Below are 15,798 nucleotides of genomic sequence, written 5' to 3' on the forward strand. Positions count from 1 at the left end.
GTGTCCTGAGCGGCGTTACCACTCAGGAAGCGTGGGAACGTCAGTGGGTTGGACTACATCCCCGCTGGCGCACGCTGTACGCAGCGTTCACGCCGGTCATCCACCCGCTCGGCGAACCAGGCGGTGGTCAGTGTGCGGGTGATCTTGGGACTCTTCAGGGTAATGCCCGGCAGGATTGCCCGAGGTAGCGGCTTGCCGGCAGCTTTGTCAGCCATCGCAAACACCTTGCGGTACAGCTCGGTTTCCTCGAACTCGAAGGTGTCACCCTGCTTGAGCTGACTCCATATCTGCGACTTGTTCATGCCCAGCCGGTCACCCAGTGTCCGCACCGCCAACTCGGTCGAACCCGGCGACGTGGAGTCAAAACGAATCAGGTCGCCATCGAGCGCCAGATTGATGCCTGTGGCCTGACTCACCGCTGCCTGAAACGCGGCGTTGCGACTCGCGTACCAGCCTGCGTTGAAATCCGCGAAGCGGTACAGAGTTTTGTCGTAACTCACCGGATAGCCCAGCAAGTGCGCGATGCCAAAGTACATGCCGCCACGCCGGGTAAACACCTCGCGTCGGATAGAACCGTCAACCGTGTAGGGATAATCCTCGGCACGCTTTTCTGCGAAGGCAATGCTGACCTGCATCGGACCGCCAGTCTTGACCGGGTTGAAGTTGCCGAACAACGCCTGTCCCAGCGGGACCATGCCGATGAAGTCATCGAAGATCGCGCTCAGCTCTTTTTCGGTGCGGGCGGTATCCAGGCGCTTGCCGTAGGTTTTGCCATCTGGCGAGCGGACGCGCAGCGCCGTGTCGATCAAGGCTTTGGGAATGTGCAGCCGCGCCGCACGACGATTGATCTCGGCACGTGCGATGCGCCCCATGTCCGGAACGGCAGGATCGACCTGATAGGTGGACTCCTGCTCCGTCACGGCCAGTACCGAACAGACATTCTCAGTGGTCAGGGGAATTTTCTGCGCCGCGAAGGCCGCATGGATATCGGTGGCCCACGCCTGCCTGTCACTGACCGTGGCCGGCATCAGGCGCAGGATTCGCGCCCGCGCCTGATCGGGGCTCAGTTCGGGTTCCTGAGGTCGCTGGGTGCCGCACGCGGCCAGCAGCATCAACGCGACGCTCATCGTGAGCGATTTGAACAGACTTTGATTCAATCCTTGACCCCGCTACCTGTACACGTCTGAGTCCGGGCTCAGTGTCCTGCGTCAGAACACTGACCAATCGATCCTTGCACTGAGCTTTTCCAGCGCAGCCATACCGACAAGCGAATTGCCCGCTGCGTTCAATTCCGGGGACCACACACAGACCGAGAACCGCTCTGGCACAACGGCGACAATGCCGCCACCTACGCCGCTCTTGCCCGGCAGACCGACCCGGTAGGCAAAATTGCCCGCCTCGTCGTAAAGACCGCTGGTGGCCATGATCGAGTTCAGTTGTGTGGCCTGTCGAGCGCTCAGTATCTGCTCGCCACTGTGGATGCAGAAACCCTGATTGGCCAGAAAACCGAAGGCGCGGGCCAGATCGATGCAGCTCATACTCAGGGCGCAATGATGGAAATAGCTGCGCAGCACGTCTTCGACGTCACCATGAAAGTTGTCGAACGACTTCATCAGGTACGCCGCTGCGGCGTTGCGCGAACGGTGCTGGTATTCGGATTCGGCGACTTTGGAGTCGGAGGTGATCGACGGGTTGCCGCACAGACGCCTGACAAAGTCGCGCATCGACAGCGAAGGTGCCGCGAAGCGTGCCTGATTGATGTCGCAGATCACCAGCGCACCGGCATTGATGAACGGGTTGCGTGGCCTGCCCCGTTCGAACTCCAGCTGCACAAGCGAATTGAACGGCTGACCGGAAGGCTCGTGACCGAGACGCTGCCAGATGTCCTCGCCCGAATGGCCGATGGCCTGCACCAGACTGAACACCTTGGAAATGCTCTGGATCGAAAACCGCGTTTCAGCATCGCCTGCGCTGAACATCTGGCCATCGTTGCCGTACACCGCGATGCCCAGTTGATCGGGCCGTACGCCCCCCAGCGCGGGAATGTAATCGGCGACCTTGCCCTGACCGATCAAGGGTCTCACTTCATCGAGGATTTCGTTCAGCAGGTCTTGCATGTAGGCGCCCCTTGTTTTGGGTGCGCACACTACACCAACAACAAGCGGCTGGCATCATCGCGAGGTGAAATCCCGCCTCTTCTCGAATACCTGGCGGTCCACCAGTTCCGCGACCTTGACGGCATGGGGAAAGATTTTCTTCTCGACGAACAGATCATCGACCTGCTGAAGGGCCTCGACGTCGCGATCTTCGACCGGTTCCAGTGCTTCGATACCCCAGCTCTGCAGTCGGCGCGATACCGGTAGAGGAATGTCGTTGACCCTGGCAAAGACCTCGGCGTACTGATCGGTGTGGGTACGCGCCCAGTCCAGTGCGTTGGCCAGACGCTTGAGCACGTCGTTGAGGGCCTGACGCCGGACGGGATCGCTCAGTACGTCGTCCGAGGCAGTGATGAAGGTCAGGCCGGTATTGATGCCCTCACCGCTACGCAACACGCGGGCGCCCTGCTCTTCGGCAAACGCCTGATAGACGCCGAATGTCGCCCAGGCTTCTATCTTGCCTGCGTTGAATGCGGGCAGCGCATCGGTCGGCATGACGAAACCGATGTTCACCTCAGATTCATTGACCCCGGCATTGGCCAGCGCCCGGATCAACAGGTACTGAGAGATGCTGCCACGCGCCGAAGAGATCACCACGTTGCGACCCTTGAGATCGGCCACTGTCTGGATCGGGGAATCCTTGGGCACCAGAATCGCAATGCTGCGCGCCTGACTGCGGCGCACCGCGACGATGCGTAACGGCGCGCCGCCGGTAGCCGCTGCCAGGACCGGGGTGTCACCAGCCGGTGCCAGGTCGACAGCGCCCGCGCGCAGGGCTTCGAACAGGGGGGCTGCGCCCTGAAAGTTGGCCCACTCGACCTGATAGGGCACGCCGTCGAAAGCCTTTGATGCCTCGACCACGGTGCGCAGGCCCTTCGCCTGATCGCCCAGCACCAGTTTTACCCTCGACCAGTCCACCGTTTCGTTGCTGGAAACCACTTTCCGGTCGTCATTGCCGCAGCCGAACAACGCACTGAACGCCAGCACGGCGGCGCAGCTTCTGACCCAATATGTGAAACCCATGAATGTGCGTCCTTGTGCGGGTGATGCGTCAGTCAGGTCTTGTAGTCGGTGCCGGTGCGCTCCAGTTCCCGGATCAGCGCGTTCCAGTGCCGAGCCACCCCAGGCCCGTGGCCGTCCTTGATGACGTTGGCCTGCTCTTCCACCTTGGCAATGACTTCGCGCGGCGGTATTACCAGCTCTGCATTGCCTGCCGATTGCGCGGCAATCTGGATATTGCAGGCGTACTCCAGATTGTGCAGTTGCTGAAAGGCGTGCTCGACACTGACGCCGCCGGTCAGCAACCCGTGGTTGCGCAGGATCATCACGCTCTTGTCGCCAAGGTCCGTCACCAGTCGTTCGCGCTCGTCCAGATCCAGCGCGATGCCTTCATAGCCGTGGTACGCCACGCGGCCGGAAAAGGCGATCGCGTGTTGAGAAATCGGCAGCAGACCGTCCTTCTGCGCGGACACGGCGATGCCGTCGCGGGTGTGGGTATGCAGCACCGCCTGCAAGTCATGACGCGCAGCATGAATGGCGCTGTGAATCACATAGCCGGCGTAGTTGATGCCCAGCCCGGTGGGGTCATCGACAACGGTGCCGTCGATATCGACCTTGACCAGATTGGAGGCGGTGATCTCGTCGAACAGCAGGCCGAAGGGGTTGATCAGGAAGTGCTGGTCCGGCCCCGGCACGCGGGCGGAAAAATGCGTGTAGATGTGATCGGTCCAGCGCTTGAGCGCGGCGAGACGATAGGCCGCGGCAAGCTTGACCCGTACCTCCCATTCTTGCGGCGAAACCCTGTCCTGCACACGGAGGCCGGACGAGGATGCCGTGCCTGGCTGGATCGGCAATGCGCTGACGTTGCTCATGATGATGTCCCTGACTATCGAAGGCGATGAAACAAGCCTATGCGCATAAGAAATCATTTAAAAAGCACATTTATTTATAAGCTAATTATAAAAAAGTAGAATATTAAAATACGGCGTTATGCTTACATCGATGCTCGACGTTTCTGAACGCTTCAGGAACTGGACCACTTTCCGGCTTGCCGGACCGCATGGACGAGACCGCATGAGTAAAACGTTCAACCGAAGAAGTTTTCTGACGGCCAGCGCCGTGACCCTCGGCGCGGCGACACTGGGTCTGACGCCCCGTCTGTTCGCTCAGGATCCACTGGCCGACCTGACCCTGCAGGTCGCGACCTACCGAGGCGGAGACGCCAATTTCAATGAAAACGCCGGCAACGACGAACGGCCTTACAAGGTGCAGTTTTCCGAGTTTCCGGGCGGTAATCTCATCGTCGAAGCGATAGCATCAGGCAGTATCGACCTTGGTTCGATGAGCGAGATACCGCCGATCTTTTCGATTCAGAGCCATCGCCAGCCCAAGCTGATCGCGGTGATGGAAGGCGACGTCAACAATCAGGTGTTTCTGATTCCCGAAGCGTCACGCATTGAGTCGGTCGCTGAATTGCGGGGCAAGCGCGTCGGGTATGTCAAAGCCACCACGGCCCATTACTTCCTGATCAAGGCGCTCAAGGAACAAGGCCTGAGCATGGATGACGTGAATGCCATTGCGCTCACACCGCAGGACGGTTTCACCGCCTTTCAAAGTGGCCAGCTCGACGCCTGGGTGACTTACGGAACCTTCATCCAGCTCGCCAAATTTCGCAGCGGCGCTCGCGTGCTGAAAACAGCCCTGGGCTACCTGTCCGGCAACTACCTGCTGGCCGCCCGCCCCGCTGCACTGGCCGACCCACTGCGCCGCCAAGCCATCACCGACTACCTCACGCGCCAGCGCCAGACCCTGGAATGGATCAACGATCACCCTGAAGCGTGGGCCGAGAAATCCGGAAAACTGCTGGGCATCGACAAGGCAGTGTTCGCTGATCAGATCGCCAACCGCAGTCAGCCATGGAAGCTCAGAGCCATTGATGATCAGGCCATCGCGTCACAGCAGGAAGTCGCTGACGTGTTTTTCGAAGCGGGTGTGCTGAGCGAAAGGATTGACGTGTCGCCACTCTGGGACCGGCAATTTCAACTGGCATGAAGTGCCTGCTCAAGCGGCCTATGGTTATTCATTAAAGTTATTTAAATAATATTTTTTATAGCGCTACTCTCGAAAAAATATTGCAGTTACTGGAGCAGCACATGTCAACGATCGACAAACCAACCTCACGCCTGGCAAAAGCCCTAGGCCTCGCCGCCACACTGATCACCGGTTCACTGCTGGCCCCAGGAACGGCGCAGGCCGAAGGGGAAATCCGCATTGCCGAACAGTTCGGGATTGTCTATCTGCTGCTCAACGTGGTGCGTGATCAACAGTTGATCGAGAAACACGGCAAGGAAGACGGTCTGGAGATCAAGGTCGACTGGACACAATTGTCCGGTGGCTCGGCGGTCAATGACGCGCTGCTGTCCGGCTCCATCGATATCGCGGGTGCAGGCGTAGGCCCGCTGCTGACCATCTGGGACCGCACACTCGGCAGGCAGAACGTCAAGGCAGTCGCCTCGCTGGGCAACTTCCCGTATTACCTGGTCAGCAACAACCCCAAGGTCAAGAGCATCGCCGACTTCACCGAAAAGGACCGCATCGCGGTGCCTGCCGTCAGTGTTTCCGTGCAGTCGCGCTATTTGCAATATGCTGCGGCCAGACAATGGGGCGACAAGGAGTTCGCGCGGCTCGACAAATACACCATCAGCCTGCCGCATCCGGACGCCGCCGCCAGCCTGATTGCCGGTGGTACCGAGTTGAACGGACACTTCTCAAACCCACCCTATCAGGATCAGGAACTGCACAATCCCAACGTGCACGTGGTGTTGAACACTTACGACCTGTTCGGTCCGAACTCCCCGACCGTTCTGTTTGCCACCGAGAAATTCCGCAACGAAAATCCCAAGACCTATAAGGCGTTCATCGAAGCATTGAGCGAGGCCGAGCAGTTCGTCCGCAAGGACATCGGTGCTGCCGCCGACACCTACCTCCGTGTGACGAAATCGAAAATCGACCGGGCCGAGTTGCTCAAGATCATCGACCGGCCGGAATTCCAGTTCACCATCACCCCCAAGAACACTTATCCGCTGGCCGAATTCCTGTACCGCGTCGGCGCTATCAAGAACAAGCCTGCTTCATGGAAGGACTATTTCTTTCAGGATGAGAAGCCGTTACAGGGCAGTTGAGGAAAGAAATAAACCCTGGCAGGTCATGAACCAGATACCTGAATCTCAGTCATATCAATGTGCCATTTTCGGCACCCGACAAGGAAATTCAGGTAATGGCTAGTCACTCTTTTTCATCGCGTTGGGGTTCTCGTTTCGCGGCGTTATTGATAAGCGGTCTGGCCTTTTCGCAGGCGCAAGCACTCGAGTTCAACCCTGGCAGCGCATCCAGTCAGGACAACCTGGCCACAACCCATTACGAGGCGGTCAATTCGGTTTATTCGGTACGCAGTACCAATGTCACTCTGGGCGATCTTCAGGCGCTGCTGAACGACTCCAGACAGAATGCGGCGAGGATTGAAAGTCTGAAGCAGACCGTCGAGGCTCAGGCACGCCTTATCGAGGAACTCAAACGCAACAATAGCAACTCGTCGCGCAGCAGCGACAGCGATGTTTCCGGCCTTAAAAGCAAAGTCGACGATCAGAGCCGGGCTCTCACAGCGCTGCAGAGTCAGGTCGGTGACTTGAAGCGCAATTCCGGTTCAAGCGCCAGCAGCAGCGATCTTTCCAGCCTCAAAAACGATATCAGCAACACGCGCAGTGAACTCAACTCGCTGAAAGGCACGGTCAGCACCCTCAGCAACCGCGTCAAGTAACCACGGCTCATCACGGCTGAACACGAACGGGGCTGCGCTCCGTTCGTTTGAGTATCGAACTCCCTCCCCTGTCTCAATGCGCTGAAACCTCAAGGATTCGGCTGCGTCAGGCTTTGCAAAATTTGTGCGTTCAGGGCATTCCTGTATGGAAACAATTCTCATCGGAGATGTTATATTGTATCCATAACTATCAGGAAGTCTCACATGTCGTCTCGTAGAATTGCGTCTCTGGCAGGCTTGGCCATCGGGATGCTCGGCAATACCGGTTTTGCGGAAGAACAGCCACACACCCTCGAGCTGGAAAGCGTCAACGTTACCTCTGACTATCAATTTGAAACGGCAACCAGTCCTGTTCAGGGTTATCGCGCGACCCGCTCCGCTACGGCGACCAAGACCGATACCGCCATCAAGGACATTGCGCAGTCGATCAGCGTGGTGCCTGCTTCTGTGCTGAAGGATCTGGGCAGCAACAGCGTCGACCGTGCGCTGGACTTCGCTGGCGGCGTGTCGAAGCAGAATAATTTTGGTGGCCTGACGCTCTACGAGTACAGCATTCGCGGCTTCACCACCTCCGAGTTTTACAAGGACGGTTTCAGTGCCAACCGAGGCTACCCCGCCACACCTGATGCGGCGAACATCGAGCGTATCGAGGTACTCAAGGGTCCCGCCGCCAGCCTGTATGGCCGAGGCGACCCGGGCGGCACCGTTAATATCGTCACCAAGAAGCCCCAGCGCGAAGCCTTCACCACCCTGCAGACCAGCGCAGGCAGTTGGGACCGCTACCGCACGGCGCTGGACGTCAACACGCCCCTCGACGAGGAAGGCAACCTGCTGTCGCGAGTCAATCTGGCAGTCGAAGACAACAACAGCTTTCGCGATCACGTCGAAAGCAAACGGGTGTTCGTTGCACCCTCCTTCAGTTGGCAGCTGAATCCTGACACGCACCTGTTGGTGGAAACCGAGTTCGTCCGTCACACATCGACCTTCGACCGCGGCGTCGTTGCGCCCAACAACAAATGGAGCGGCGTGTCGCGCTCGACCTTTCTCGGCGAACCCGACGACGACATTGATAACGACAACAACATGGTCCAGTTCGCACTGGATCATCAGCTCAATGACATCTGGTCACTGCGCCTGGCCAGCCATTACAAACAAGGCGAGATGTCGGGCTACGCCAGCGAGTCGCGCCCGCTGAGCGCCGACGGCCGCACGGTCAACCGCCGCTATCGCGAGCGTGACAACAACTGGCACGACAGCATTACCCAGTTGGAGCTGCGCGGCCGTTTCGAAGGCATGGGCCTTGAGCACGAAGTACTGATCGGCACCGAATACGAGAACTACCGCAAAAACGAACGCGTCACCAATATCGCGCCGGTTGCGGGAACCACTTACGCCATCGATCTCTACAATCCGGTCTACGGTCAGCCAAAACCCAATGGTGCCCGCTCGGGCACTGACTTCTTCGAGCATGTCGAAAGCCGTGCGTTGAACCTGCAGGACCAGATTGTATTCACCGACAGACTGCGCGGGATGGTCGGTGCGCGCTTCGAGCATTTCGATCAGCAGATCGATGACTACACCACCAACCGGACGTCCGGTCAGCGACAGGATGCGTTCACTCAGCGTGCGGGGCTTCTGTATCAGCTCACGCCGCAGGTGGGCCTGTTCACCAACGTCTCGACTTCGTTCAAACCCAACAACGGGCTCGACGCGTCGGGCAACACCTTCGACCCGGAAGAAGGCGTTGGTTATGAAGCCGGTATCAAGGGCGAGCTGTTCGATGATCGGCTGAGCACCACGCTGTCGGCGTTCCACATCGAGAAGGAAAACGTGCTGGCACTCGATCCGTCCACCGACACCAATCGCGCCGTGGGCAAGGCACGCAGCCAGGGTTTCGACCTGCAATTCACCGGACAGGTAACCGAAGCAGTCCGCGTGATCGGCGCCTTCGCCTACATCGACGCCGAAGTCACCAAGGGCGACCGCACGATCCCCACCGGTAGCCGGATTCTGGGCGTGGCAAAGCACAGCGGCAGTCTGTTGGGTGTCTATGAATTCCAGGAAGGCGTATTGCGCGGTTCGGACGTGGGCGCGGCCTACACCTATGTCGGCGACCGTTCCGGCGAGTCAGGCACCCGGTTCGAGCTGCCTGCCTACCAGACGGTGGACCTGCTTGCGCATTACAAGGCCAGCGATAACGTCACCGTGGGTTTGAACCTCAACAATATTTTCGACGAGAAATATTATGAGCGTTCCTTCAGCAATTACTGGGTCGCGCCGGGTGAGCCACGTAACTTCACCGTCAGCCTCACACTGAATCTCTGATCACTAAAACAACAAGGATGCATCATGCTTTCATCGAAACCGCTCGTGGCCCTGAGCCTGCTCAGCGCACTGTTCGCCGCTCAGGTCAGTGCCCATGGTTTGTGGACCGAACAGCGTCGAGGCAACATCGAAGTGGTCTACGGCCACGGTGCCGAGGACAACGCGTTCAAGGCGCAGAAAGTCAGCGGCGCCTGGGCGTATGACCGTCAGGGACGGATGATTCCGGTCACCGTACAGCGTCTGGACGATCACTCGCGTCTGGTGCCGATCAAGCCGCCGGCCATCCTGTCGGTCGCACTGGACAACGGCATGTGGACCCGCAACGCCGAAAAGAAATGGATCAACGAGGGACGCAGCAAGGTGCCCAACGGCACCGACTCGATCCACACGTTCAAGTACAGCGTGGCGATTTATGAAGAAGGTGCGAAGCTGCCGACGTTCGAAAAGCTGAATTTTGTCATCGTGCCGCAGGCTGATCCGCTGAAGGTCGGCGTCGGCAAACCGCTGCCGGTCAAGGTGCTGGTCGATGGCAAACCGGCTGCGGGCATCAAGCTGATCGGTGATTACCGCAGCGCGCCTGACGTGGTCAGTGCCGAGACCGATGCTCAGGGAATGGCCACGGTGGTGGTACGCAACGAAGGCCTGAACATCATCGCGGCCGAAGTGACGCTGCCGGTGAAGGACAACGCCGATATTGCCGAGCGCGGCCTGTTCACTTCGCTGAGCTTTGTCGGTGAAGAGCACCACGATTGATGCCTGACACGCTGCGCTGATGCGCAGCGAACACGGGGTTGTGAGAGGCCTCTTTGCGGCTGACACAGCCCTGTCTGGCAGCAAACACTGACTGTGAGAGGCAAGCGCATCCGTACGCCATGACCGCACTGGCTTACAAATACTTCAACCAGGTGATGTCCCGACGCCGGGCCTTGAGTGACGCGAACCAGCGCACGGCAGGGAACAGCACGACCGCGAGTACGACCGACGTCAGCCAGACACCCCACATGTGGTCGAAGCCAAAGTAGTTGCCTTGGTTCTGGCCCCAGATCGCCAGTGCGATCAGGTACAGAATCTTCAGCACATACAGGTGCAGCAGATAGAAGAACATAGGTGCCGAACCCAGCACCACCAGCGGCCGCAGCCAGCCTTTTTCCTGACACCGTTCGAAGGCGATCAGGATCAGCATGCCAATGCCCAGCGTCAGGCTGATAAACAGCAACGACGGCGGGTACTTGGTGATGTTCAGAAAGCTCATCACGGTCTGCAGTTCGGTCTCGCCCACACGCCATGGCTTTTCACCGTAGCCGTTGATCAGACGCAATACCAGAAAGCCCAACAGCGCACCCAGACCGCACATCCACAACCTGGCGCGGCGTGAGGCGGCGTCGTACCCCGCCGAAAACCATGGCCCGGCGGCGTAACCCAGCGCGATGATGCCGATCCAGGGAAGCAACGGATACGAGGTACGCAAGCGCAGGTTGTCCGAGACGTCGATCCAGCCACGGTCATGCAGGATGGCCCACGGAATGTGCATCGCCGACTCGACGCCGAAGTGCAGCGAATCCAGCAGGTTGTGACCGGCAATGATCACCACGCCAATCACCACCAGCGCCCAACGCGGCAGGTAGACCATTGCAGACAGCGCCACCATGCTGAGGCCGATGGCCCAGATCACTTGCAGGTAGATCACGGTCGGCGGGAACTGGAAGGTCCAGGCAAAGCTCACCAGCGTGAACTCGAGGGCGATCAGGAACAGGCCGCGCTTGAGCAGGAACGCCGAGACGTCCGCCCGGCCGCTGTATTTTTCGCCATACAGGTACGCCGAAAGCCCGGTCAGCAGGACGAACAGCGGCGCACACAGGTGTGCCAGCAAGCGGCTGAAAAACAGCTCGGGCTCGGTGTTCGCCACTTCCATGGGGTCGAGTACCTGACGGTGCAGAAAAAAGGTTTCCCGCACATGGTCCAGCAGCATGAAAAGAATGATCAGCCCGCGAAGAGCGTCGATGGAACGCAGCCGGGAAGTCGGCGCGCGGGAGGGATGAACAGCTGTCGTCATGAAAGATAGAAGTCCGTGGTTAGGTTGGGCAGTGTCGATTGTCCTGGATGTTGCAGGCTTCCCGATCCAGAACGGGAAGCCCTTCGACACCGGTTAAAACTCGTTCTGCAGCGCCTTGTAGCCGCGCACCAGATCGATATTGGTGTGTGCCACGTCCTCGGAGAACTCCGAAGCCGAGATGCTTACCGGCGGGTATTGCGACAGGTCGGTATTAGGCCCGATCCGGGTGGTGGACGGCACGTAAAAGTTTTCCGGCAGGTCGCGGCCGTCGACCACCGAGTTATGGCGCACCACGCTGCCGTTGCCGACCTGACAGTTGAACAGCACGCTGTTGAAGCCGATGAATACCCGGTCACCGACCTGACACGGTCCGTGCACGATGGAGCGGTGGGCAATCGACGTGAACTCGCCGATGGTCACTGCAGCACCGGATTTGGAGTGGATCACCACACCGTCCTGGATGTTGGAGTTGGCGCCGATCACGATGGGCTCCATGTCGCCCGAGGCGTCGACTTCATCGGCACGGATCACCGCATAGGGCCCGACGAAAACATTGTCCTTGATGATGACCTTGCCGCAGATGATCGCGGTCTTGTCGATGTAGGCAGATTCGGCGATCACCGGCAAATGGCCGGACGGGTTTTTACGGATCACGGTGGCAAACCTCAGGTCGGGTAGTTGGACGTTTGTGCAGCGGCGTCATGTGGGTGCAGGCTTTCAAAATGGCGAACGCCGACGCTGGAAGCGGTGTACAGGCCTTCCAGCGCCTGCTGGATCTTGCGAGCAGCGTCTTCGACATACATCAGGTTCTGGCCGTTGAGCCGGGCGAATGCCTGCTCATCGGCGCGCTTGACGGCGGTCTGAACTGGCGTCCCGAGAGCACGTTCGGTGGCCTCAATCAGCGCCATCAAACCGAGCCCGGTGGCGTCTTCTGCAATACGCACCTGGACCGTCGCCACGCTGCGCTGGCTGTGCGGCGTGGCCATCGAGCCGTTGGTGCGCAGCCAGTTCGCGACCTGCATGGTGTCGACAAAGGTCTGGCGGTCGAAATGGGCGATGAACGCGCTTTCCAGCAACTGTCGGGACAACGCCGCCGAGCATGGGCAAGTAGAGGAATAGGTAATGCCCACCGACAGATCCAGGCACAGACGCCCCGCTTCCCACAGGCCTTCAAGGGTAACCGGATAGGATTTCCAGCCGCTGAGTCCTTCGGTGACCAGCGCGGGACGGCGACACAGCAGGTTGAAGTTCAGCCTGATACGCGAGCGGGTCGAACGGCAACCGGCGTGGCTTTCAACCATGGCCTCCAGCAGGTCCGACAGGGACGCGACATTGAGCTCGCGCTCTTCGGCAAACCGGTCGAGCAAGCGGTACAGCCGCGACATGTGAATGCCTTTGACACTCGGATCGGCGAGGTCAACGTGCAAGTCAACGTAGGCATGCACCGAATGGCTGACCCCCTCCTCGCTCAAGCGTATCGGCACTTCGATGGCTTGCATGCCGACCCAGTCGAGGGCGATCAGGGCCGAGGACGCTTCCGTCAGGGCAACATCAGGGAGAGAGTTGTTCATGTAAGTCGGTCGTCTCGTTGGCTGGCCTCGCTTGGACGCGACGCCTGATGTCATGGGGCGTCTATCCGCCCCGCACAAATTCGTTACACTATAACATCATCAACACCAACGGCATCAACCGAACACAGGGTCCGTCCTGACCCTGCGGACGCACTCGAAGAACAATCCGGCAACAGGTTTCAGGTCTTCACCAGTTCCTCGATCAGAAAGTCCCGGAATGCCGATACGGCCGCCGGCAGGTTGCGCCCTGCCATGCTCTGCAGTTCGATGCGTCGCGCCTTCATGCCCTCATCGCTGATCGGTACGGAAACGAGTTGTTTTTCCTGCACGCGCTTGTCCAGGGTCATTTCGCTGGACAGACTGATTCCACCCTCCTCGCGCACAAAGCGCAGCAGCGCCCCGATGTAGTTGCTGGTCAGCACCGGATCGAACATCAGGCCCTGCACGCCACAACAGATGTCGAACAGTTGTCGCAGCGTGGTATCGGTGTTGGTCAGGGCAATGACATAGGGTTGCAACTCGGCGAGCGCCACTTCCTTGCGTGACGCCAGCGGATGGTTGGGGCTGACCACCGCACAGATCGCGCCGCTGTGCACGTGCTCGACCTTGATCTCATTCTGCGGCGTGAGGCTGAACGTCAGGCACAGATCCGCATCGCCCGAACGCACCCGTTCGGTGGCCTGCGCGGGCGCACAGACCTCCATTGAAAAATGGATGCCTTCATAGACCTGCCTGAAACGGGCAATGCACTGCGGCAGGAAATCCAGGGCAAATCCCTCGGAACAGGCCAGTCGCACATGACCTCGCTGCAGCCCCTGCAACTCGGTAATTTCCAGCACCACCTGCTCGGCTTCCAGCTGCGACTTGCGCGCATAGGCCGCCAGCCGTGTGCCCGCTTCGCTGAGCACCATGCCCCGCGCCTGACGCTCGAACAGGACGGCGTCCAGTTCGCGCTCCAGCTTGCTGATCTGTCGACTGACCGCCGAGGACGCAACATTGAGCCGGGTTGATGCCTCACTGATCGAGCCGCACCTGGCCACCTCCAGAAAATAGCGCAGGGCCGTGGATTGAACGCCGTAAAGTTGCATCGCGACTCCTGTGTTGCCTTTTCGGCAATGAAAGGTTCGAAATATTGTACTTGTGGCATTGATACGCTTTGCCTAGAGTCGTGTCGAGGCCATCGGCTAGACCAAAAGAAAATCATGGCCGCTCAAGACATACCCCCTCTTCTCGCATTTGCGACCCAACTGCCCTTTGATCCAATCACTTTGCCTTAGGGAGACGACGGCATGGGCATCAAGGGTTTCGCTCGCAGCATCGCGCTGTTGGGCCTGTTCAGCAGCTTTTCCGCCTTCGCCGGCAAGGCCGACGACACACTGGTTTATGCCTCCGACAGCGAGCCGGAAAATATCAGTCCCTACCACAACGACTTGCGCGAAGGCGTGATCCTCGGACGCCTGATCTGGGACAACCTGGTCTATCGCAACCCCGACAGCGGTCAGTACGAACCGATGCTGGCGACCAGTTGGAAACAGGTCGATGACACCACCATCGATTTTCAACTGCGCGAAGGCGTGAAGTTTCACAACGGCGATCCATTCACCGCTGATGATGTGGTGTTCACCCTCAATTACGTGGTGTCTCCCGAATCCAAGGTGGTGACGGTGCAGAACGTCGACTGGATCAAGAGTGCCGAAAAACTCGGTGACTACAGCGTCCGTCTGCACCTGAAGAAGCCCTTCCCGCCTGCACTGGAGTACCTGTCCAACGCGGTGCCGATGTTTCCGAAAAAGTACTTCGAACAGGTCGGTCTCGCCGGCTTCAGCCGCAACCCCATCGGCACCGGGCCGTACAAGGTCACCGCCATTGCCACCGGCGAAGGTGTGAAAATGGACAAGAACCCGGACTACTTCAAGGACAGCCCGCAAGGTCAGCCGAAGATCAGCCATATCAACTTTCGCGTGATCGCCGATGCCGAAACCCGACTTGCCGAACTGATGACTGGCGGCATCGACTGGACCTGGCGTGTCGCGCCGGATCAGGCAGAAAACCTCAAGGCCATGCCCAATCTGGTGGTCACCAGCGGCGCCACGATGCGCATCGGTTTTCTGATCCTCGATGCACGTGGTACGTCGACGGCCGACTCGCCAATGAAGCACTTGAAGGTACGGCAGGCGATCAATCACGCCATCAACCGCGAAGGTCTGGCCACCCAACTGGTGGGCGGTGAAAGCAAACCGCTGCAGGTGGCCTGCTATCCAGGCCAGTTCGGTTGCGACACCACGGCGGCCACGGTCTACAACTATGACCCGGCCAAGGCAAAGGCCCTGTTGGCCGAAGCGGGTTATCCAAACGGGTTTGAAACCGAGATTTTTGCTTACCGAGACCGTGATTATGTCGAGGCAATCATCGGCAACCTGCGTGCCGTCGGTATCAACGCCAAGCTGCGCTATCTGAAATACGCCGCCCTGCGTGACCAGCAACGCGGCGGCAAGGTACCGATGTCTTTCCAGGCCTGGGGCTCGTTTTCGATCCTCGACACGTCGGCCTCGGCGGGCACCTGGTTCAAGGGCAACCCCGACGACAACATCAAGGACCCGCAAGTCCAGGGCTGGCTGCAAACCGCCGACAACGCGCTGGACCCGCAAGTGCGCAAGGACAACTACCGCAAGGCGTTGCAGCGCATCAGCGAACAGGCGTACTGGGCACCGCTGTTCAACTACTCGATGAACTACGCCTATGTCTCGGACCTGAACTTCAAGCCGTACCCGGACGAGCTGCCGCGCTTCGTCTTGTCGAGCTGGAAGTAACGTCCTGAATGGGTGACCGCGCCTGACGCGGCTCACCCCGTCATCCCATGGATACAAGGTCACGTGC

General features: G+C 59.2%; 14 protein-coding genes. 6 read left to right on the forward strand and 8 right to left on the reverse strand.

Features of this window, described 5'->3' with window-relative positions; genetic code table 11:
• Window positions 1-53 precede the first annotated feature (53 nt).
• From KDX39_RS14885 to KDX39_RS14900, 4 genes are all read right to left on the reverse strand, one after another.
• The gene (locus tag KDX39_RS14885; protein WP_231660997.1) at window positions 54-1,127 is read right to left on the reverse strand and encodes a DUF1615 domain-containing protein; all 1,074 of its coding nucleotides are present in this window, start codon (window positions 1,125-1,127) and stop codon (window positions 54-56) included.
• A gap of 81 nt (window positions 1,128-1,208) precedes the next feature.
• The gene (glsB, locus tag KDX39_RS14890) at window positions 1,209-2,117 is read right to left on the reverse strand and encodes a glutaminase B (RefSeq protein WP_004885243.1); all 909 of its coding nucleotides are present in this window, start codon (window positions 2,115-2,117) and stop codon (window positions 1,209-1,211) included.
• A gap of 54 nt (window positions 2,118-2,171) precedes the next feature.
• Window positions 2,172-3,179, reverse strand: a complete 1,008-nt coding sequence (locus tag KDX39_RS14895; protein WP_231660892.1) for an ABC transporter substrate-binding protein — start codon at window positions 3,177-3,179, stop codon at window positions 2,172-2,174.
• 32 nt (window positions 3,180-3,211) lie between these two features.
• Entirely contained in the window at window positions 3,212-4,027 is an 816-nt protein-coding gene (locus tag KDX39_RS14900) for a class II aldolase/adducin family protein (RefSeq protein ID WP_231660893.1), read from the reverse strand.
• 202 nt (window positions 4,028-4,229) lie between these two features.
• On the opposite strand from KDX39_RS14900, the gene KDX39_RS14905 reads away from it, so the two are divergent.
• The 5 genes from KDX39_RS14905 (at window position 4,230) to KDX39_RS14925 (ending at window position 10,050) form a co-directional block, all read left to right on the forward strand.
• Window positions 4,230-5,207, forward strand: coding sequence for an ABC transporter substrate-binding protein (locus KDX39_RS14905; protein ID WP_231660894.1), 978 nt, complete (start codon window positions 4,230-4,232; stop codon window positions 5,205-5,207).
• A gap of 101 nt (window positions 5,208-5,308) precedes the next feature.
• Entirely contained in the window at window positions 5,309-6,337 is a 1,029-nt protein-coding gene (locus tag KDX39_RS14910) for an ABC transporter substrate-binding protein (RefSeq protein WP_231660895.1), read from the forward strand.
• Window positions 6,338-6,432: 95 nt separating this feature from the next.
• Complete coding sequence (locus KDX39_RS14915; RefSeq protein ID WP_231660896.1) at window positions 6,433-6,972, forward strand: hypothetical protein; 540 nt, start codon at window positions 6,433-6,435, stop codon at window positions 6,970-6,972.
• A 204-nt stretch (window positions 6,973-7,176) separates the two neighbouring features.
• Complete coding sequence (locus KDX39_RS14920; RefSeq protein WP_231660897.1) at window positions 7,177-9,297, forward strand: TonB-dependent siderophore receptor; 2,121 nt, start codon at window positions 7,177-7,179, stop codon at window positions 9,295-9,297.
• 24 nt (window positions 9,298-9,321) lie between these two features.
• Window positions 9,322-10,050 carry a DUF4198 domain-containing protein gene (locus KDX39_RS14925; RefSeq protein ID WP_231660898.1) on the forward strand — a complete coding sequence of 243 codons (729 nt, stop codon included), beginning with the start codon at window positions 9,322-9,324 and terminating at the stop codon, window positions 10,048-10,050.
• Between the two features lie 133 nt (window positions 10,051-10,183).
• Here KDX39_RS14925 and KDX39_RS14930 read toward each other — a convergent pair whose 3' ends face one another.
• From KDX39_RS14930 to KDX39_RS14945, 4 genes are all read right to left on the reverse strand, one after another.
• On the reverse strand, window positions 10,184-11,350 hold the full coding sequence (locus tag KDX39_RS14930) for a DUF1624 domain-containing protein (protein WP_231660899.1): 1,167 nt from the start codon (window positions 11,348-11,350) through the stop codon (window positions 10,184-10,186).
• 93 nt (window positions 11,351-11,443) lie between these two features.
• A complete protein-coding gene (locus tag KDX39_RS14935; RefSeq protein ID WP_231660900.1) occupies window positions 11,444-12,004 on the reverse strand; it encodes a gamma carbonic anhydrase family protein in 561 nt (186 codons plus the stop codon).
• Window positions 12,005-12,015: 11 nt separating this feature from the next.
• The gene (folE2, locus tag KDX39_RS14940; protein ID WP_231660901.1) at window positions 12,016-12,921 is read right to left on the reverse strand and encodes a GTP cyclohydrolase FolE2; all 906 of its coding nucleotides are present in this window, start codon (window positions 12,919-12,921) and stop codon (window positions 12,016-12,018) included.
• A 179-nt stretch (window positions 12,922-13,100) separates the two neighbouring features.
• Window positions 13,101-14,009 carry a LysR substrate-binding domain-containing protein gene (locus KDX39_RS14945; protein WP_099227884.1) on the reverse strand — a complete coding sequence of 303 codons (909 nt, stop codon included), beginning with the start codon at window positions 14,007-14,009 and terminating at the stop codon, window positions 13,101-13,103.
• A 201-nt stretch (window positions 14,010-14,210) separates the two neighbouring features.
• On the opposite strand from KDX39_RS14945, the gene KDX39_RS14950 reads away from it, so the two are divergent.
• Entirely contained in the window at window positions 14,211-15,731 is a 1,521-nt protein-coding gene (locus KDX39_RS14950; protein ID WP_231660902.1) for an ABC transporter substrate-binding protein, read from the forward strand.
• Window positions 15,732-15,798 lie beyond the last annotated feature (67 nt).

It is taken from the genome of Pseudomonas sp. CDFA 610 (assembly GCF_021147865.1).
Classification (GTDB): domain Bacteria; phylum Pseudomonadota; class Gammaproteobacteria; order Pseudomonadales; family Pseudomonadaceae; genus Aquipseudomonas; species Aquipseudomonas alliivorans.